This window comes from Paenibacillus silvestris, from assembly GCF_009882985.1.
In the GTDB taxonomy this organism is placed as follows: domain Bacteria; phylum Bacillota; class Bacilli; order Paenibacillales; family NBRC-103111; genus Paenibacillus_E; species Paenibacillus_E silvestris.
In genome coordinates this window covers 1,079,470-1,098,674 of sequence record NZ_WTUZ01000022.1, presented here as the reverse complement: position 1 = coordinate 1,098,674, position 19,205 = coordinate 1,079,470, and the positions used below count along the sequence as shown (strand labels likewise).

Genomic DNA, 19,205 nt, shown 5'->3' with positions numbered 1-19,205 from the left:
ATAGCAAGCGGAAAGGAACCATCCTGGCACAGCTTACTTAGGAAACTTTTCCTTATAATCTGCTGCGAATTCCTTATAAGCCGTTTGAAAATCAGGGCTTCCATTTAACTTCTCGATATAAGCTTTGTACTCATCCATCGTAATCTGCCCAACGATCGCTTTGACTACCATCGACTGCCATTCTGATTGATACTTCGGCCAAATCGACGTCCATGTGTTCGAATTAATGATAGAAAAAGGATCGATTTTGCCTACTTCTTCATATATGGCCACCGATTTTTCCTTGGCATCGTTATATGCTTTGGGAGCGGCAGGATTAATTACTTTCATTTTATTATTATAAGCTAGTGGAAAAATAGCCCCTGTACCGTTAGCCGTTACTTGTTTGACACCAAGTTCAGTGAGCTGCTGCTGGCCATCTACCATCGTATAATCGACGCCTTCGACACCATAGTAGTTATAGTCTGTTTGTTCCGGCGTTGTCGTTCTCTCGAAAAAGTCCAGGATTTGTCTGGCTTTCTCCTCTGGCACTTGTTTCGAAATATAAAAGGCTCCCGAGAATGGGACCGACAGCTGAACACTAGAGCCTCCTGGACCTTTCATCGGTGGCAATGAAATGACATTCGCATCCGGCTGCACTTTCTTGATCGTTTGTTCAAAGTTGAAATCCCGCCATGTATTTCTTCCATAAGAAGCAGCTCGTCCTGTGGTGAAGATTTCTTCCGCCTGCGTCTGTTTAATGACAGAGAAGTCCTTGGCCAGAACGCCGTCGCTATACATTTTGTGGAAATAGGAAACCATATCCGTGTAATTCGGTGTCAAATACTTGTTAATCATACCACCGTCTTTACTATAAATAGGATCCAAGCCTCCAAATGCGGATAAAAAGCTTCCATCACTGTCGGCAAAGAAGTTGCCTGTGTTGCCTTGGCCAATCAAACCAACCGTGTCTTTCTTCCCATTCCCGTCGGGATCACCATCTACAATTGTTTTAAGGGTAGCTGCGTACTCATCCAATGTAGTGGGCACAGGTAAGTTGAATTTATCCAACCAGTCCTTTCTCATTTTGAGACTGAGATCAATATGGGGACGATTTCGAGGAACACCGAAAATTTTGCCATCCGTACGCACATAGTTCCATACGTCCATATAGCCATTTTTCTTTAAGTTTGGATACTTGCTGAAGTCACCCAAGATTGGCGTCAAATCCCAAAATGCCCCTTGCTTCACTGCATTTTGCAGCGTTGGGCGCGTAATACTGTTTGCAACAATAACTTCTGGTATGTTGCCGGATGCCAAGACCAGGTCAAATTTAGTATCATAGTCGCCCGAAGGAATCCAATCTATGTTCAGTTGAACTTTATTATCTTTTTGGAATTTCGACCAATACTCGTTGTTCATATCTGGAATGTCCGCAAATGACGGTACCATAAACTGAACCTTCAAATCTGGTGCAGCAGCCGCACTCCCTTTGGGTGCCTCCTTACTCTCTCCACAGCCTGCCAACACCCCTAATAAAAGTGGCGCGAGCATTGTTAAACTGACCCTCTTGGTTGTCAATATTTTCATAATAGCCTCCCTGTTGATGTTTGTTGCTTCACCGCTGTTCCTGTGTCCGGAACTAACAAGACAACGTATTAGGCTTTATTATAGGAGTATGATCCACTGCAAGTAAGTGACAATTCTTGTTCTTCTTGTCCTTCTTATTAGAATATCAATTTTTGTCACTTCGTAACCAGCCTTGCTTCTGTATTTGCCGGGCTAACTTTCATCGGCGATGAAATGAAAAAAAAGAGCTGCTTCAATGCAGCTCTTCCCATTCTTGAACAAGACTATTTCATACCTTTATTTGTCATGAAAACCTGTAGAAGGATTTGTTATGAAGAAACCTTCATCAGACACATAAAAGTACTGAATCCAAACCCCATCCAACAGGGCTTCGCGTGTATCTAATACGATTTCAATGTCTTTGTCTGTTTGTACAATTTCATCATGTTCAGTAGGTGTATCAAGCTTTATATCATAATGAGCATGATCTCCATGATTCTGTGTAATAAAAACACGAATCATCTTCCCCTCAGCCGCTTCTTCACTCAGCATATTCTTTAATACGGTTGCAGCATTACGATTGATTTTACATTTCATGTTAGGTGTCCTCTATTCAAAATTTGTATACTGTAATACTATTTGTTACAGTATGTTTTGTCAAGATATTGATTTCTTCGACAATAAAGTGACTACCTCACATCTGCCCTAGCAGTCTCTGTGCCAGCTTGCCCTGCACGAACCACATATACACAGCAAACCCTGCCAGCAGCGCTACGGCTGTTAACAAGAATGGCGAAGAGTAATGATTGCCAGCCAAAATGTAACCCGCCCAATAAGACGCAATCGTGTTGCCGATACTCCGTGAGACCGTCCTCATCCCTGCAAAAACATTGCGGTCTTCTTCGGCAACGGCGGACATGCATTCGCTGTCCATCATGTTGTTCAGCATCGTAAAGCCAGTGCCTCGAATCATGAGCAGTATAGCAAAGACGGAGCTAGGCATCGTAAGCGCCATCAGCCCTACCACTACGATGTTATACAGAAACAGGAATACGAAGGCATTGCGGCTACCCATATGCTCCATCAGATACGGAACGAGGATCGAACCGACAAAAAAGAACACACCAGACAGAGCTAGAAGCCCAGAGATACTGCCGTCCTCCATCCCAAATCTAAATTTCAGTATGACGTTGAGGAACGGACTCAACAAACCAAAGGTGAACCCTGAATTAAAGATCAGCAGCGCAAGCAGGAACATGAACGAATAGGCGTGCGCCTTCTTCTGTCTGACCGAAGAAGAAACTGCGGAAGCACTTGGCTTCCCGCTTGCATTTGCTCTGTCGTTGGGAGACGGCAGCAACCAGCCCCTGAGAATACCGGAGAGCCCCAAACATCCGCCAGCTACGAAAAAGGCGTATTGGTACAGCGTGCTGTGTCCTGGCAGCCACAACGGGAGATAGCCTCCCAACCATGTGCCAATGCCGGTGCATAAGGTAAAGATTGCAAACAGCAGCGAGTAGGCGCTGGTCTCTTCTTTTTTCGTACGGCAATATTGAAAAATCAGTTGAATTTCCGAATTCACAATGGCGCTGATACTTAGTGACCAAACGAGCTGTGCCGTGGTAATCATACCGACACCTGTGCCGAATCCAAAGATGATCAACGCTAAAAAAGCCAGCAGCATGCCGATAACGAGCATCGTTTTACGGCCTATGTATTTGATGACGAGGCCTGCCGGGAGACTGGTCAGTCCCACGGTCAGCGCTCCCAGCGAGGTGATGCGTCCGATGTCCTCTTTGGAAAAGCCGAGATCCAGGAGATGTAAGTTTAGAATCAGGTTAAAAATGCCGGCGCCAATGCCAAATAAGCTTTCAGTTGCAATAAATCGTTTGACGCCAGGGGATAAATCACGAAATAAACCGACTGTATACGACCACATAGCTGCTCCCTTCCTCTTGCTGTATGAACCTATCTTACATGCCTGAGGCAAATGGTTCAACACGCTAAGAAAAGACTCTTCGATGCCGCCCTTCCAGTCCGCTGCTTTGTCATCAATGACAAGCAGTTGATCCCAATCCCGAGCACGCAGCAAAAAAGCCTCTTTGAGGAGGCTTTTTTACAATTCCAGACGATTGATTATATTAAGGCAGCGAAACCATCTTGATACATACCGGCATCGGCACCTTGATGCTATGTCCAGTAGGACGCAGCAGGCCGGTCTGACGGTTCAAAGCAAAAGCGACGACATTGTCCGTGTCCTGGTGCGCCGCATACAAATAGCGGCCCGTCGGATCAATGATGAAGCTGCGAGGTGCTCTGCCCAGCGTCGGCTCATGCCCTACAAGCCGGAGACTGCCCGTATCAGGCTCAACGGCATAAATGACAATGCTGTTATGCCCGCGGTTCGAGCCGTAGACAAAGGTTCCGTCCGGATGAACATGAACATCGGCGCAGAAACTCGGTCCGGCATAGCCTTCCGGCAGCGTGGCATGTGTTTCCCTGAGCAGTAGTATGCCTTGCACAGGATCATAATCATAGCTCATCAGCGTATTGCCTAGCTCATTGATTACGTACGCCCAACGTTCACTTGGATGGAAGGCCGCATGACGAGGCCCCGAACCCGCTGGAACAGAAATCGACGGGACGGCTGACGGAAGCAGCTTCCCGCACTCTGCATCCAGCCGATAAACCCTTAGCTGATCGGCCCCGTATTCAGCGGCAACCGCATATCGGCTGGCCGGGTCGAGCGTGACCGAATGAACGCGAGGTCCCTGCTGACGCGTCGGGTGGACGCTGGAGCCGGAATGACGGATGAAATCCGTCATCGCACCAAGTCTGCCGTCCGCTTGGATCGGCAGAACACATACGCTGCCGTCGCCGAAATTACCGGCAAGCACGAATTTGCCCGCCCCGTCTACAAGCAAATGAACAGGCTTAGAGCCCCCGGAGGGCTGACTGTTCATAAACGTCAGCCCCCCTGTGAAGGGATCAATGGAGAAGGCGCTGATCAGGCCTTCGCCTTCAATTGTATTGGCTGCATAAAGATACCGTTTCGATGGATGGATCGCCAAGTATGTAGGATTGATTCCCGCCGCAGCCGTGCTCAATTCGTCTAATTCACCAGTAGACGGATTCATCCGATAGACATAAATCCCTCCACTGCTGCTGCCGTCAGTTTGCGTACCGATATAAGCAATAATCGCTGTCTGCTTATTCATAGATATTCTCCCTATTTATGCTTATTTATTTGGAGCCGGCAAGGCCAAGACCTTCCTCAAGCGGCTCGGAAACACTATCCGCCAGCTGTGCGGTCAGGCCGCCATCTACGACCAAAGCATGACCTGTAACGAAGGAGGAGTCCTCCGATGCGAGGAACAGTGCGGCCAGACCAGCTTCGCGCATCGTTCCCGGCCGCCCCAGCAGGTAGACGGCTTGTTGCCGGCGAACTTCCTCCGGATATTTCTCCAGGAAATCAATCTTCCCTTCCGTCACAATGCGGCCCGGACAAATCGAGTTGACCCGAATGCCATACTTTCCGTAATCGACGGCCATCTGGCGGGATAGATTAATGATCGCCGCTTTGGCAGCGTCATAGGAGGAGTGCCTTCTTCCTCCGAGCAGCCCATGGACCGAAGCGGTATTAATGATGGAACCGCCTCCCGCTTTTATCATACCGGGCAGCGCATATTTACTGCCCAGGAATACGGCTTTCACCGACGAGGCGAATACCCGGTCCCAATCCGCTTCCTCTTGATCTAATACGGAATCAGTGTGACCTCTGTAGGCGTTGTTCATTAAAATATCCAATTTGCCGAATTTTTCATAAGCAAAGTCAATCAGCCGTTTCAATTCTTCGCTTTTGAATACGTCTGCCTGAACATAAACGGCCGAACCTCCTTGTGCGTTGATGCCATCGGCAACTTGCTGCCCCAAACCTTCACGTCCGCCATCGTCATTGACAATGACATGAGCTCCTTCTTCAGCGAACACTTCGGCGCTCGCTCTTCCGATGCCAGATGACGAGCCTGTGATAACGGCTACCTTGCCCTGTAATCTTGTCCCCATATCGATATGCCTCCTTAAATTTTGGAAGGAATAGAAGGAAGAGATTTCCCTCATTTTTTCGCTGTTTTTTCCTTGTACAATTCGTTGAGTTCCTTTAAATGTTTCTGATACGAGGGGTCGTCTTTAAAGCTTTGGACAAATTTATCAAAATCTTCAGAGTTGTTTTTGCCTATAATGACATTGGTAATCATATCGTTGATTTTTTTATTCCAATCCGCACTTTTCTCCAAGGCCGTTGGAGTGACAAGCCCAAGCGCCGGGTTCGGGACGGACACGGTTGAAATCGTATCTACCAACTTGTGGTTGTATGCCTTCGTTTCCGGCGTCATTCCCGGCAAATCCGCTTTTACGTATTTATCGTAGTAGCTCGAAACCCATTGTGCCGAAGTATCGAAAGCATAGCCTTTCTTTTTGCCCTCATCCGTCTGGGTGATGTCTCCTGCTTCGTTCTCGTTGTAATCGACGCCTTTAATGCCATAAGCAACCAGATTGTACGTTTCTCTCGATGCCGTATAGTTGTATATGTCGAGAATTTTTTTCAGCTTCGGTTCATTGACCTTCTTGTTGACCATGAAAATACCGAACGACCCCGGTGCCGCTTCCATATAAACCTTGCCATCTGGCGCTGCCGGGAACAAATAAGGCTTGATAATCGCGTTCGGATTCACCTTCTTCAAGTCATCGGTGTACAAATGGCCGTCATACACATTGGTAAAGCCCATACCGACTTTGCCCTGCGTCATGAAATCGCGGGTTTGGCTCGTTTGCAGCAACGGAAGATCCGGCACCATAACGCCTGCTTTGTTCACTTTGTTCCAAAAGGCCATCGCATCTTTGATTTTGGGATTGAAGAAGCTAGGCTGTACCTGGCCGTTTTCATCCACATAGTGCTGCAGACCCGCACCAAACATCGATAAGAAATAATTGGATAGCGTTGGTGTTCCTTGACCGACGAATCCGTACGTATCATTTTTGCCGTTGCCGTCAGGATCATTCTTTGTAAAGGCTTCCATAACCTGATAAAACTCATCCATCGTCGTTGGCGCTTTCAAGCCCAGCTTATCTAGCCAATCCTGCCGGATGAGCAGCGACTGGTGCCCGTCAATGGGGCGAACCCGCGGAATGCCCATGGTTTTCCCTTTAAAGGCGACATTTTTATAAATTTGCTCGGGATATGCCGCCAAATTCGGATAATCCTTGATATATGGCGTTAAGTCCCAGAATGCTCCTTGATTCGCGGCGTTGGCGAATGTCTGCGTATTGATGTCCCAAACCAGGCTCACATCGGGAAGATCGCCAGAGGCCAGCATGACGTTCAATTTGTCCTGGTAATTATTAGCCGGAACGTATGTGACATTGATTTTGACATTAAATTTCTCATTAATTTGCTTCAAACTGTCCAGATCGTTACCGGGAGCTGAATTGTAGGTTGTGGTCAAAATATTGATCTCCGTCGGTTCCTGTTTGCCCGCAGAACTGCCGGCCGGATTGGAAGCTCCATCCGGAGAGCTGCAGCCAGCAAGCAGCACAACCGCCGATGCGGCTCCAACGTACATCCTTCTTAACCTTTTGTTCATTTTCATGACCTCCTTAAAGTATGGAAATGCCTATTTCAAAAAGGTAAGCCTTCTCTTAACCCTTCACGGAACCGACCATCATGCCTTTGGCAAAATATTTTTGCAAGAACGGGTATACGATGATGATCGGCAGCGAAGCCACAACGACCGCCGACATTTTGATCGTCTCCGGTGGCAGCATCTGATCGCTCTGCAGCATTTGCGCAACAGACGGATCGCCTACCTGTGTTGATGCTTGAATGAGCAGCACTTGCAGCACGACCTGCATAGGGCGAAGCGTATCTTTGTTAATGTACAGCACCGCATTGAAATAGGTATTCCAATAGGCGACAGCGAAAAATAAGCCGAAAGCGACAAGCGCTGTTACGGAAACAGGCAGCATAATCCGGAAAAACACGCCGATGTCTGTACATCCGTCCATTTTGGCCGACTCTTCCAGCTCCTCAGGGATTTCCTGGTAAAAGCTTTTCATCAGAATGACATACCAAGCACTGCTCAGCACCGGAAGAATTAGCGACCATATGGTATTGATCAAGCCCAACTCCTTGACCAGCAAATAGTTCGGAATCATCCCTGGATTGAACAACATAGTGAACAAAATACCAATCATAAACACCCGCTTCAGCCTGAACTTTTTGCGAGATAAGGTGTACGCAAGTCCGCTTGTCAATATGAGACTGCAGGCCGTACCGACAATCGCCAGAATCGCACTTACGCTGAGCGAGTTCAAGAAGGTCCGTGTTGATAGAATGAACTCATAGGAAGCCAAGCTCCAATGTTTGGGAAAGATGACGATGGGACTGGTCTGGTACTCGATAGGATCGGTAAATGAAACGAGAACAACATAAATAAACGGCAGTAAGGTTGATAACGCAATCAGTCCAAGAAACGCATAATTGAAAATATCAAACACACGCGAGCCCCTATGCTGCTTCATTAGTACACACCCTCCTCTCCCAGCTTCTTAGCCGCTCGGTCTGCCAATAGAACCAGTATCAAGCCGACCACCGATTTGAAAATGCCGACAGCAGTCGCAAAGCTAAATCGTCCGTTTTGAATGCCTACCCGGTACGCATAAGTGTCGAAGACATCCGCAACCTCCGTCACGGCGGAGCTGGACATCAAGTAAATATGCTCAAAACCGATATCCAGTACCTGGCCCAAACGGAGAATTAATAAGATAATTACCGTTCCTTTAATGCCCGGAATCGTTACATGCAGCATTTGCTTCCATCGGTTCGCTCCGTCAATCTTTGCCGCTTCATATAGCTCGGGATTAATGCTGGCTAAGGCGGCCAAAAATATAATGGTTCCCCAGCCGGTTTCTTTCCAAATGGTCTGTGCCGTCAGCATGCCCCAAAATGTTTCGGGATTCGTTAAGAAATTGATGGCCTGCCCTCCCGATTCCACGACCAGCTTATTAATAATTCCGCTGCCGCTCAAGGTCAGAAAGCAGATACCCACGATAACGACCCAAGATAAGAAATGAGGCAAATAAATAGAGGTTTGCACCCATTTTTTGAAGGTCGCGTTTTTCAACTCGTTCAGGAGCAAAGCAATAATGATGGGCATCGGAAAAAATAATAGGATGTTTAGGAAGCTGATCGCCAATGTATTGCGGAACAGCAGCCAAAAATCAGGATTGGCAAAAAAACTTTGGAAATGCTTGAATCCGACCCACTCGCTTTTGAACAACCCAAGGTAAGGAGAGTACTCCGTAAAGGCAAGCGATAGCCCCCATAACGGGATGTACTTGAAAATAAAGAAATACAACAGTCCCGGCAGCGCGAGAACATACAGATACTTTTCCTGCTTCCATGTCGGCTTCCAACTCTTCAGCCAGTTTAGAAAGCGGTTACTTGCCTGTTTCGACTGCAGTGGCTTTAAATTATCGGCGGATACCGCGCTTCTAGGTTGATCTGGCAATACGCTCATCCTTTCTACACAAATTTATCCATCCTGTGCCCCAACCTTGCTGAATTTTCCATGCCGGCAATCTGTATTCTAGGGATGACTCCGGTAATTCTCAATAAGCCATTTGTGCATGCTCATTCTGTGACAGCACGGTCCCGAGTCACCAAACGAGCACTCGTTTAATTAAGCAAAAACCCCCTATACAGCGGGGGCTTTTCTGCTCTCCGTCTGCATAGAGGGCTGTTCAATTCAGCAGCTCTGCTACTCGCGTTCCTCGCGGAATTGTCCGGGAGTGATCCCTTCCATCTTTTTAAAAACACGGATAAAGTTCTGCGTATGGAGATAACCTACCCTCTCTGAAATGTCAGCGACGGGAATATGGGTTTCACTTAGCAGCTCTTTTGCCTTCTCCATCCGAATCTGCGTTAAATAATCGCTAAAGGCGATGTGTTTGAATTTTTTGAACAGCTTGCTGAGATGGGTACGGCTGACGCCGAAATTACGCGCGCATTGATCCTGGGAAATATCGTGATGGTAGTTATCATGAATAAAAGCAGTCACTTTATCGATAATTTGCTCGTGCTCTACAAACGTTTTATTTCGTACGAACTGTACAATTGGTGTTATCAGATGCTGGAGAAACCAACGGTTTAAATCATCCATGTTTTGAAACCTGCGTAAGTAATCGTAGGGCTCTTCCCCTTTAAATACAGTATCGGGTTCAATGCCGAGCAAATACATGGTGCGTATCGTCGTACCCAGAAGCTGCGTATACGACATTTGAATCACCTTGGCAACATGGGTCGCACCGATGACATATTTCGAAAACTCATGAAGCATCCGTTCCGATTCCTGAAGATCTCCCTGCTTCAAAGACTCCTCATAATGCCGTTCCAGCTCAATGGGATAGCGATAGCCTTCATTCGACTTCAGGAAGTCGTTATCCGGAGCAATAACTTGCTCTCCTCCAACGACGAGACGCGAAGTAAGAGCAGTAAGCGCTTGCCGATACGCCAGCGGAAGATTAGCGATCTCGCTCGTTCCTCCCCCGAGCCCTGCCGTTACCGGCAGTCGTAAATAATTGGCTAATAGATGTCGTAGCTCCTCAACAAATACCTTCACGGAATTCTCCCATGCCCCTAACGTTTCATCAGCGGCTTGATTATCCGCTTCCGTATGATGCCAGAGCAGCACAGCCAGCTGATCGTTTAAACAATTGACCGTAATCCCAAGAAAGCTCCGAGCATTCGGTTGCAACATATCCATGATAATATTTTTCATTGCAAAAATAACGAGGTCTTGGTCTTGATCGAAAAATTTGCCATTGTCTGGACCGCTTTTGTCATAAGCCATAATAAAAACAGCAAATCGCGTTTCGTGGGGAAGCCCGTATCGCATGAACAACTGTTCCAGCTCGCTTTGGGTATAATGCAAATAATGCCCATGCATCATCTGCATAACAAACGATTCCCGGAGCATGGGCTGTTGCATAGATAGCTGGTGCTGCAGCTGCCTCGTTTCATGCTTTAGAGCCTGCCAGCTTAGCTTCAAATAACCCATTTCATCTTCTCCCTCATCATTGCCTAAGGAAGCCTCCCGATTTAGGTAATTCATCAGGTTGGCGATGGGCCTGTAAATCCACTTTGTACCGAGAAGCGTGAGAACAAGCGCCAGCAAAAGCACGACAACCAGCACCACGGCTGTGATGACACCAATTCCCGCCGATTTGGCATTTAATTCTTGAGTCGGGATCAGATCGATATACTGCCAGCCGGTATAGGGTGACGTTAACGTTGTGACCAGATAATCGCGGTTATTCCAACTATAATTGAGCTTATGATCGGATATATTTCTATGACGAATCGTTTGGAGCAGTTCGGAAGGAAGCATAAAAGCGGAAGAGGCGGCAACGGTTTTTCCTACTTGGTCGACAATCACCGTCATCTGACCTGGATACACGGTCGAGCGCTGGAGCGAATCCTGAAACAACTTCTGATCAATGCGGACCAGCATCAGACCGATTGGATTAGGTGCTTGAAGAGGCAGCTTGCAAATAAAGGTTACGCCACTTGCTTCCTCGTTCTCCCGGATACGAAAAACGGTGTTGGTCCACTCTAGCTCCTTCGGAGAAACCATAGCCTCGTTTAGCCTGTTGTGGTCGTATACCGGGGCAATCTTAAATAAACCGTAAGAGGAAGAGAGCAGATAGTTGTCTTTAATGTACATGGATATATCAAGAATTTGCTTATGATTATACTGAAAAGTTGAAAAAAACTGCGAGACCTGCAAGTTAAATTCAAATTCATTTCCCTTAATACCCCGCTGCAAGGCTTCATTGGCGAACACAGGATGAAATAACATCTGCAATGTGCTATCTTGCATATTTTGTAAATCCCGGTCAATCGTGGCTGAAGTATTCTCCAGTAGTTGAACATGGGCGCGGTTGACTTCATTCTGCAGAGTGGAAGTAGAGAAGAGATAACTGCTGATGCCTACAAGGATAGTCGGCAGGATAGAGGCAGCCAAAGTCAGCATGATCATGCGATGAAGCAATGCTGACCGGCTGCTGAATACCCGCCTCCCGGTGAGGTTGAATCCCATGTTCCTCCTCCTTTTTAGGCATACAGAACAACAAGTTCCTCTTCTACAGACACCGGGAAGGTTTCAAGACTATCCTCCAGCGGCTCAACAGCCACATCGTATTTTTTGACCAAGCATTGATGAGGATTAAACAACGATTTCCCCGTGGTGACATCAAACTCCCATCCGTGCCAAGGACAGGCCAATATTTCGCCTTCCCGGCCGTATCGGTGGCTGCCCGGCAACGACGGCAGCGTTGTCCCCGTCAATCTACCCACACACAAAGGTGCTCCTTGATGCGGACAACTGTTGCGCAAGGCATAATACTCCCCGTTTGCGTTAAATACGCCAATAGACCTTCCGCCAACTTGAACGATTTTTCGCTCTCCCGGCTGCATTTCGGTCGCTTTACATACTACGAATCGCTCCATGATCGGCAGCCTCCTGTTTAAAGGTTGTAAAACTCCTTCGCATTCTCATAAAAGATTCGGCGGTGAAGCTCAGCCGGAAGCTTCGGAAACGCTCTTCTCGGCGAGTCGAAGTCCCAATGCGGGTAGTCACTCGCGAACATTAGAATATGTTCAGCATCCATTGCTTCGAGCATCGCAAACAAATATTTGTCGTCATCCGGCCGCTCGATCGGCTGGCTCGTAATACGCACGTGGTCTCGTAGAAATTCGCTCGGCCGTTTCTCAAGCCAAGGCACTTCATAGCGGAGTCCCTTGTATTCCGCATCCAGCCGCCACATTAAAGGCGCGAGCCAGGAAACGCCTCCTTCGACAAGCGCGATTTTGAATTTAGGAAACTTCACGAAAACCCCTTCGGTCAGAAAACTGACCAGATGCGCCTGGAAGGCTAGCGACAGGCATGTATGAAACTCAATGTAGCGGGTCGGATGGCCTGGCGTGGGCTGATGGTTAATGCCCATTCCATCCGTACCGGGATGAATGGCCAGAGGAAAGCCATATTTCTCACAAGCTTCATAGATCGGATGATATTGCCGCTGACCGAAAGGCGCCGTTGCCCCGGAATCGGTCATCACCTGTACGAAATGGGGATGGCCGGCCCATCGCTCAATCTCTTTGGCTGCTCCGATTGGGTCCTGGGTAGCAATATACAACGAGCCTTTGAACACGCCGTCATGATTATAGGTATCCAGCCATGTATCGGCAAGCCAATCGTTATAGGCAGCGGCTACTGCGGAAGCCATATCAGGGTCCGGCAGGTTGTTGAGCATCGCGCGAGGCAGCAGAATCGCGTAATCGATTCCGTACTCGTCGATCAACTGCTCCCGCAAAAAGTCAGGATCGGTTCCCGCTCCTCCTCCATTTGGCGGCTTTGCATCCACACGGTTCGCCTGAATGTTGCCGTAGGCTCGGGTCAACGGTCGATACCAGTCCCTCCAAGGCTGAGGTAAATACTTGTTCAGCTCTTCCCTGGATTTAGGGTAGACATGGACATCGCAGTCAATAATGCCATGTTTTCCAGTCGATTGCTTTGAACTCACCTGAATCCCTCCCATTATGAGTTAACGAAATAATAAGGCTGATTTGAGATGTCCTCGTTCAAGCCAGGATATAGCCGGGCTCCGCTGTCGCTTTCAACGACCTCAAAGAAGTAGAGAATGCCGAAAGGCGACTTGGTGTAGTCAGCCGGTATATCGGCAGCAAAGCTCGCACCATCTCGACTCATTTCTGTGACAACGTAATGCTCGCTTTGGTTGGCGTGCCGATAGTGCAGCACCACTTTCAGGCCATCGGATGCACCTGGCAGCTCGAGCTGCACACCAAGCTTTTCACCTTTGGTGAATTGCGACGGAGCCTGATGCACGAAAAGCTGCCTGCGATCCACAGGAGAAGCGGTCAGCACTTTCATGGCAGCCTGCAGCTTTCCGGTATCTACCGTCCGGCTGGCATCCGCCCGGGCTGTCTGCAGTTGGCGTTCCATAGCCTGGATATCCGCTTCGATGGCAGGCAGCCGGTCCGCCCAGTGTCCTCTGACCGCTCCAGAATTACCAAAAGCTATATCCGCCTTATATTTATCCTGCGAAATCTCAATGACCTTGACCCAATGCTCTCTGGCCAGTTTGTAAAAGTCCAGCGCTCGTTCCAACTCAACGGTGTCATCGGTCCGCTCGGACAAAGCATAGCTTAATGCTGCCCGGAATTTGTTAGCGAAGAACTGGCCAATATGGACCAGCATTCGGGTATCCGTTACAAACCGCTGGAAATTCGCGGCTTGCGGGTCCACGGCCATATCTATAGCTTTGGACAAATATTGTGCGGCCGTTGTCGCCATGGACTCCAGACGATCCGCCGTTTCAAGCGGAGAATACTTGCCATGACGGAAGCCTTGCGTAATATCGTCGGCAAAATCGTCGATTCGGTAAAACAAGGCAGTGTCCAGCGGGCTCGCTGCACCGAACGTTCCCGGTTTTGGCGTATCGAAGCCAAACGGCGACGGCAATTCCGGATCGGCAATTGGTTGGTTGGTATGCATTTCGGGCCAATAAACGAAGTTCGCAGCGGACGGGCAATAGGCTGCGGTAACCAAAGGCAGAATGCGGCTCGCATGCGCAAGCGCCGATTCATAGCTGTCTGCGGCCTCGCCGAATTCGTGGCGCAAATATCTGCGCCATACGTCAGGTGTTGCTTCCGGGTTGTAGAGCAGCCTTCCCCACAACCGGTACGTATATTTATACTTCTGCCAATCCCGGTTCGGCAGCTTCAACGCTTCGGCGAGATAAGGCTCTCTTCCGCCTTCTGTACCAGAGCCTTTACGTCCCTTGAAGGTAAGCGGCTCGCACAGCTCGATCCCTTGCGTTCCGCTGAAATGGGAAAACCGTCCATAACCTGCTGCTAGCGCGGGGTCACCCCACAATAGTAGCTTTTGGGTCCCCGGCCACAACCGGAACAAAATGCCTATTTTGCGATCATCCTGCAAATAATCGGCATACCCATACCGTGTAAATCGGCGCGACCATGCGGTAATCGCCTGCATATTCATCGTCTGGTTCTTCGGCAGGGAGAACTCGTTGTCCCGGATTGCCGCCTGATGATAGCTTGGCCCCATATGCTCTGCCCAATATTTCGGCGAAATGAATATCGGCTGATTGGTATCAAGCGCGATCTGGATTAATTCGTCATTAATGCCCTTCGCATGCATATCGATTTCTACCCTGCGGCCAATGTCTTTCGTTCCAGCCATAGCAACGCGCCAAAATTCATAAGCTGGCTCTGGAATACCACCTTCATAATGCACGCGGAAGGTCAAACCGTCGATCTCTGTAAACTCGTTCAGCAGCTTGCTGATCGCATCACGGCAATAGGGAGCATGATTTTTCTCGTCGATACCGGAGATCGTATAGTCCATGTTCGGACTTTCCGTAAACATGTAGGAATGATTCCAAAGTCCAAGCTGAAAATGCATTCCCCGCCGTTTGGTTTCCTGACCGATGTAATGGAGCATTTCAAAGTTTAGCCTTCTCTCCTCCTCAGACAGTTCAAGCACTTTCACCTCGTAGCCCGGCACATCAAACAAGAACGGGTATGCAAAACAAAAATAGTTGTCGCGTACATTGAGATCGTGGCCGTAATCGTACCCCATTCCTAAAGACAGGGTGAACCGATTAAACCGCTGTGTCGCCAGCTCCGTCAAATAGTCATCCCAGAATGACTTATCGTAAAACCAAGGTTTATCTTCCGGTTCGCAAGCGAATAAGCGAGTTACGCTCCGGATCTCGTTGGCCGGCTTGTCGACGAGCGATTTAACGTCAAGCAAGTCTCCGGTTATATCGCCGGAAGCATGCTGAATGCGATCCGTCAGTTCAAGGAGAGCGTACACGAGCCCGCGTCCATCAGGTGCCGTAAGTACGATATTCCCTTGTGCGGCAAGGATCGCAAGCGCTTCCGTTTCCTCCGGCAAAGCAATGCCAAGCTCACTGCTTGCAGCGATGGCAACCGGGGAATCGTTACCGGAAATGATAATTTGCACCTTGGTGGATGGCTCAGCTTGCTTATGTTCAAGTGCGACAATCATTCCGCGACTTTCCAGCGTGTCGATTAAGGTTTGCTTCGCCCATTGGACGGATGGTTCTGAACCTAACGTTGTTTGTTGATCCTGTACAATGATGATGTCAGGCAACTTGTTCGATTGATTGATATGTGACACGGACATTCTCCTCCAATTCGGTATAAGCATGTTTAGCTTTTTATCCCTTTAGACCAGCTGTAGCAATTCCTTCAATAAAATATTTTTGCAGGCTCAAAAAGATAATAAAGATCGGCAGCAGCGACAAAACGGATGCCGCCATGATAGCGCCATAATTCGTCTGCTCCTCGGTTTGAAACTGCAGCAGGCCAAGCGGAATGGTGAATTTATCCTTATTGCTTAAGAAGACCAGCGCATTTTCGTAATTGTTCCACGAACCAACAAACGAAAAAATAACTAGCGTAGAAACAACCGGCATGGATAACGGGAGTATGATTCTTGTAAACGTTTTAAAATGATTGCAGCCGTCCAATTTAGCGGCTTCCATCAATTCATCCGGTATCGTAGTGAAAAACTGCCGAAATAAAAAAGTGCCGAAAGCACTGAAAATTCCGGGAAGCATCAATGCCCACAGGCTGTTGTACAAACCCATTAAACGATACAAAACGAATCTTGGAACCAAAAGCATCTGGTGCGGAAACATCAGGGTGGCGATATAAATGACGAAGGCAGGCTCTCTGCCTTTAAACTTGATTTTTGCAAAAGCATATCCCGCAAGTGCGCTTGTAATCACCTCTCCGACGACACTGACCACGGAAACCTTGACCGAGTTTAAGAAATACGTTTGAAAACGAGCGAACCATACGGTTGTATAGTTATCCCAAATAAACGTTTTTGGTATCCATCGGACCGGAAATTCGAATACTTCCGCAGTTGGCTTGAAGGATGCAGACAGCATCCAGATAAAAGGCATAACGGATAGGAGGGAAAGTAAGAGCATAACGACAGTCAAAACCGTTTTTTGCGTTAATTTAAAAGATCTCGCACTCATCTGGATCCTCCTCTCCCTCTAGTTTACATGCGAGTCTTTATTGGAAAATTTCCACTGCAGCGCCGTAAAAATGAAGACCAAGATGAACAGCACCCATCCGATCGCGTTGGCGTATCCAATCTTGTTGTACGTAAAGGCAGCTTTATAGATATAGTAGACCAGTACCGACGTAGAGGTCCCTGGGCCTCCCTGCGTCATAACGTTCACCTGGGTGAACACCTGAAACGACCCTATAATGGAAATCACCGTTACGAAGAACAAGGTTGGCGACAGCATTGGAATCGTAATCCGAAAAAATTTGCGCAGCGGGCCGGCTCCGTCGATTTCCGCCGATTCGTATAATGTTCCAGGAACACTCTGCAGCCCTGCCAGCAAAATAACGGCATTGTACCCAACAGCCTGCCAAACGCTCATGATGATAATCGAGATTAGCGCCCACTGCGACGAAGACAGCCAGCCAGGTGGGTTGTCGATCCCAATTGAAGTCAGAAACATATTGATTGGACCGAAGGTAGGCATGTACAAAATACTCCACACCACGGATATCGCAACCATGGAAGCAATATTAGGTAAATAAAATCCTAAACGGACTAAGCTTTTAAAGAAGATTTTATCGTTTAGGACAACTGCAAGAATCAAGGCAAGGAATACGGAGAACGGAACCGTAGCAGCTGCGTAAACAATGGTATTTACCAAGGACTTGATGAATACGTCGTCCGTCAACAAATTGATATAATTTTTCAGCCCGATAAATTTGATTCCTTTTAAACCGGATACCAAGTTCCAATCACAAAAGCTGAAAATCAGTGAAAGAATAATCGGAATTAATTTGAAAATAATGTAACCGATTAAATTAAGTGAAAGAAACAGCCAACCCGCTATATTTTCATGCAAGATATCCTTTCGCATCTTCTTTTTGCGTTTAGGTGCTATTAGTGAGTTCTTCTTTGCCAGTTCCATCTAGCATTCCTCCACACATCTCCTATTTCCCTGCTTTTTTTATTAACTCGTCGGACTGTTTTTTCAATTTGGCTATGGTCTCCGCCGGGGTTTGATTCCCCATTAAGCACGAAGTAATTTCCGATTTTACCATATCCATCATTTCAGCTTTGGCCGTGTTAATTGTCGTCAAATAGGGGGTGAGCTTCAGCTTATTCGTAATAAATGTTTTCATGCCTGTAGGCTGATCAAAATGCGGGTAATCAAAAATGATTTTGCCTACCTTCTCATTGACAGTAGCATCCAAGGATGGAAGATTGGCAGGCGTCATTGCCTTGGATTGAGCGAAAATTTCCGGTGCCTCTAAGCAGTAAAACTTCAGAAAGGTCCAGGCCGCCTCTTTATTGGGGGCACTCGCTGGAATACTGAAATCGCTTAAATAATAAATATTGCTCAAGCTGTCTTCTTTTTTCACTTTGGGCAGATTGACAACGCCGTAATCAAACTTGGTAAAGCCATAGGACTCTTGCGAGCTATACTTGACAATAAATGATGGCTGAATATACATGGCAGCTTTACCCTGCATAAAAATAGCGTGAGGATTGGTATCGATCTTAAGCGCCTTGTATTCCGAAAGTGGCCACGCCGATTTATCCTTCATTTCCATATCGTAAAAAAATTGCAAGGCGTTCAAGAAGGCAGGATTGTCCCAATTCGATTCCTGGCCGTTATTTTTATAGACATAGTTAAGACCAAGCTGTTGAACAGCAGGGAAAGCCCATTGCCCGGTGTAGTCCGGTAAGAAGCCATAGATTTTATTAGCTCCGCTGCCTGAAGTCAATTTGAGCGCTGCCGCCCGAAGATCGTCCCATGTCCAGTCGTCGGTTGGATACGGTACCCCGGCTTTATCAAACATAGCTTTATTGTAGTAAAGACCGTAGGTTGCCATACTGTATGGAAGTGCATAATGGTTTCCATTCACCGTTTCCAGTTCATTAATGGAATCTCCGAAAATTTGCTTGTAATCCATTTTGTCTTTTTTCATGTATTCATCCAGCGGCTCGTACATCCCGCTTGTAGCCCTGACCCGCATATCGTCAACTGAGGCTTGCGGGATAACGTCAATCGCTTCACCCGAGGTCAGCAGTGAATTTGCCGTGGCCGGATTGGAGTCCGCCATTTTCGTGTATTTCACTTTGATCGTCGGATATTTCTTTTCAAAGGCTTCAAAAAACGGCTTCATGCTGTCCTCAACTGTCCAGCTGTAGACATTCAGTACAGTCTGCCCCGGCGCTGCATCAGACGGCTTGGTACTCGCTTCTTGGCTTTGGCATCCTGCTGCTGCAATCGCGCTTACAGTAAGCATCAGTGGTACTAAATAACGTTTTACTCTTCCAAAAGCTGCATTTTTCAACATGTTCACTCCCCTAATCGCAAAGTTATGTGTTCATGTCTTCATTATAGAAAGCCGAAAAGGATGTTGAAATGTGATTTCTAAAGGCATCCATTGTTTTATATTACTAAATAAGCCATCCTGTTTA

Annotated in this window: 15 protein-coding genes; all 15 read right to left on the bottom strand. The window is 47.6% G+C overall.

Annotated elements, in window-relative coordinates:
- Positions 1–33: 33 nt before the first annotated feature.
- The 15 genes from GQF01_RS25335 to GQF01_RS25265 all read right to left on the bottom strand — a co-directional run bounded on the left by GQF01_RS25335 (position 34) and on the right by GQF01_RS25265 (position 19,081).
- Entirely contained in the window at positions 34–1,569 is a 1,536-nt protein-coding gene (locus GQF01_RS25335; RefSeq protein WP_161409654.1) for an extracellular solute-binding protein, read from the bottom strand.
- Between the two features lie 276 nt (positions 1,570–1,845).
- Positions 1,846–2,145, bottom strand: coding sequence for an iron-sulfur cluster assembly accessory protein (locus GQF01_RS25330; RefSeq protein ID WP_161409652.1), 300 nt, complete (start codon positions 2,143–2,145; stop codon positions 1,846–1,848).
- Positions 2,146–2,242: 97 nt separating this feature from the next.
- Positions 2,243–3,640, bottom strand: coding sequence for an MFS transporter (locus tag GQF01_RS25325; protein WP_161409650.1), 1,398 nt, complete (start codon positions 3,638–3,640; stop codon positions 2,243–2,245).
- Positions 3,641–3,689: 49 nt separating this feature from the next.
- Positions 3,690–4,766: a lactonase family protein gene (locus GQF01_RS25320; RefSeq protein ID WP_161409648.1), complete on the bottom strand. Its 1,077-nt coding sequence runs from the start codon at positions 4,764–4,766 to the stop codon at positions 3,690–3,692.
- Between the two features lie 25 nt (positions 4,767–4,791).
- Positions 4,792–5,613 (bottom strand): SDR family NAD(P)-dependent oxidoreductase, encoded by an 822-nt coding sequence (locus tag GQF01_RS25315; RefSeq protein WP_161409646.1) that lies wholly within the window; start codon positions 5,611–5,613, stop codon positions 4,792–4,794.
- Between the two features lie 50 nt (positions 5,614–5,663).
- On the bottom strand, positions 5,664–7,190 hold the full coding sequence (locus GQF01_RS25310; protein ID WP_161409643.1) for an extracellular solute-binding protein: 1,527 nt from the start codon (positions 7,188–7,190) through the stop codon (positions 5,664–5,666).
- Positions 7,191–7,245: 55 nt separating this feature from the next.
- Positions 7,246–8,127, bottom strand: coding sequence for a carbohydrate ABC transporter permease (locus tag GQF01_RS25305; RefSeq protein ID WP_161409641.1), 882 nt, complete (start codon positions 8,125–8,127; stop codon positions 7,246–7,248).
- The gene (locus GQF01_RS25300) at positions 8,127–9,125 is read right to left on the bottom strand and encodes an ABC transporter permease (protein WP_161409638.1); all 999 of its coding nucleotides are present in this window, start codon (positions 9,123–9,125) and stop codon (positions 8,127–8,129) included. Before GQF01_RS25300 ends, GQF01_RS25305 begins: the two co-directional genes overlap by 1 nt.
- A gap of 240 nt (positions 9,126–9,365) precedes the next feature.
- Positions 9,366–11,705, bottom strand: a complete 2,340-nt coding sequence (locus tag GQF01_RS25295; protein WP_161409637.1) for a helix-turn-helix domain-containing protein — start codon at positions 11,703–11,705, stop codon at positions 9,366–9,368.
- Positions 11,706–11,719: 14 nt separating this feature from the next.
- A complete protein-coding gene (locus GQF01_RS25290; protein ID WP_202556663.1) occupies positions 11,720–12,115 on the bottom strand; it encodes a Rieske (2Fe-2S) protein in 396 nt (131 codons plus the stop codon).
- A gap of 17 nt (positions 12,116–12,132) precedes the next feature.
- Positions 12,133–13,191 (bottom strand): amidohydrolase family protein, encoded by a 1,059-nt coding sequence (locus tag GQF01_RS25285; RefSeq protein WP_328803527.1) that lies wholly within the window; start codon positions 13,189–13,191, stop codon positions 12,133–12,135.
- A gap of 14 nt (positions 13,192–13,205) precedes the next feature.
- Positions 13,206–15,854 carry a hypothetical protein gene (locus GQF01_RS25280; protein ID WP_161409633.1) on the bottom strand — a complete coding sequence of 883 codons (2,649 nt, stop codon included), beginning with the start codon at positions 15,852–15,854 and terminating at the stop codon, positions 13,206–13,208.
- A 40-nt stretch (positions 15,855–15,894) separates the two neighbouring features.
- A complete protein-coding gene (locus GQF01_RS25275) occupies positions 15,895–16,725 on the bottom strand; it encodes a carbohydrate ABC transporter permease (protein ID WP_161409630.1) in 831 nt (276 codons plus the stop codon).
- A gap of 18 nt (positions 16,726–16,743) precedes the next feature.
- Positions 16,744–17,685 carry a carbohydrate ABC transporter permease gene (locus GQF01_RS25270; RefSeq protein ID WP_235960244.1) on the bottom strand — a complete coding sequence of 314 codons (942 nt, stop codon included), beginning with the start codon at positions 17,683–17,685 and terminating at the stop codon, positions 16,744–16,746.
- Positions 17,686–17,707: 22 nt separating this feature from the next.
- Complete coding sequence (locus tag GQF01_RS25265) at positions 17,708–19,081, bottom strand: ABC transporter substrate-binding protein (protein ID WP_161409626.1); 1,374 nt, start codon at positions 19,079–19,081, stop codon at positions 17,708–17,710.
- Positions 19,082–19,205: the final 124 nt, after the last annotated feature.

Bases quoted from the DNA above. Each gene is read 5' to 3' on its own strand.
- GQF01_RS25335 (WP_161409654.1), bottom strand. From the start codon at position 1,569: ATGAAAATATTGACAACCAAGAGGGTCAGTTTAACAATGCTCGCGCCA.
- GQF01_RS25330 (WP_161409652.1), bottom strand. From the start codon at position 2,145: ATGAAATGTAAAATCAATCGTAATGCTGCAACCGTATTAAAGAATATG.
- GQF01_RS25320 (WP_161409648.1), bottom strand. From the start codon at position 4,766: ATGAATAAGCAGACAGCGATTATTGCTTATATCGGTACGCAAACTGAC.
- GQF01_RS25315 (WP_161409646.1), bottom strand. From the start codon at position 5,613: ATGGGGACAAGATTACAGGGCAAGGTAGCCGTTATCACAGGCTCGTCA.
- GQF01_RS25310 (WP_161409643.1), bottom strand. From the start codon at position 7,190: ATGAACAAAAGGTTAAGAAGGATGTACGTTGGAGCCGCATCGGCGGTT.
- GQF01_RS25305 (WP_161409641.1), bottom strand. From the start codon at position 8,127: ATGAAGCAGCATAGGGGCTCGCGTGTGTTTGATATTTTCAATTATGCG.
- GQF01_RS25300 (WP_161409638.1), bottom strand. From the start codon at position 9,125: ATGAGCGTATTGCCAGATCAACCTAGAAGCGCGGTATCCGCCGATAAT.
- GQF01_RS25295 (WP_161409637.1), bottom strand. From the start codon at position 11,705: ATGGGATTCAACCTCACCGGGAGGCGGGTATTCAGCAGCCGGTCAGCA.
- GQF01_RS25290 (WP_202556663.1), bottom strand. From the start codon at position 12,115: ATGGAGCGATTCGTAGTATGTAAAGCGACCGAAATGCAGCCGGGAGAG.
- GQF01_RS25275 (WP_161409630.1), bottom strand. From the start codon at position 16,725: ATGAGTGCGAGATCTTTTAAATTAACGCAAAAAACGGTTTTGACTGTC.
- GQF01_RS25270 (WP_235960244.1), bottom strand. From the start codon at position 17,685: ATGGAACTGGCAAAGAAGAACTCACTAATAGCACCTAAACGCAAAAAG.
- GQF01_RS25265 (WP_161409626.1), bottom strand. From the start codon at position 19,081: ATGTTGAAAAATGCAGCTTTTGGAAGAGTAAAACGTTATTTAGTACCA.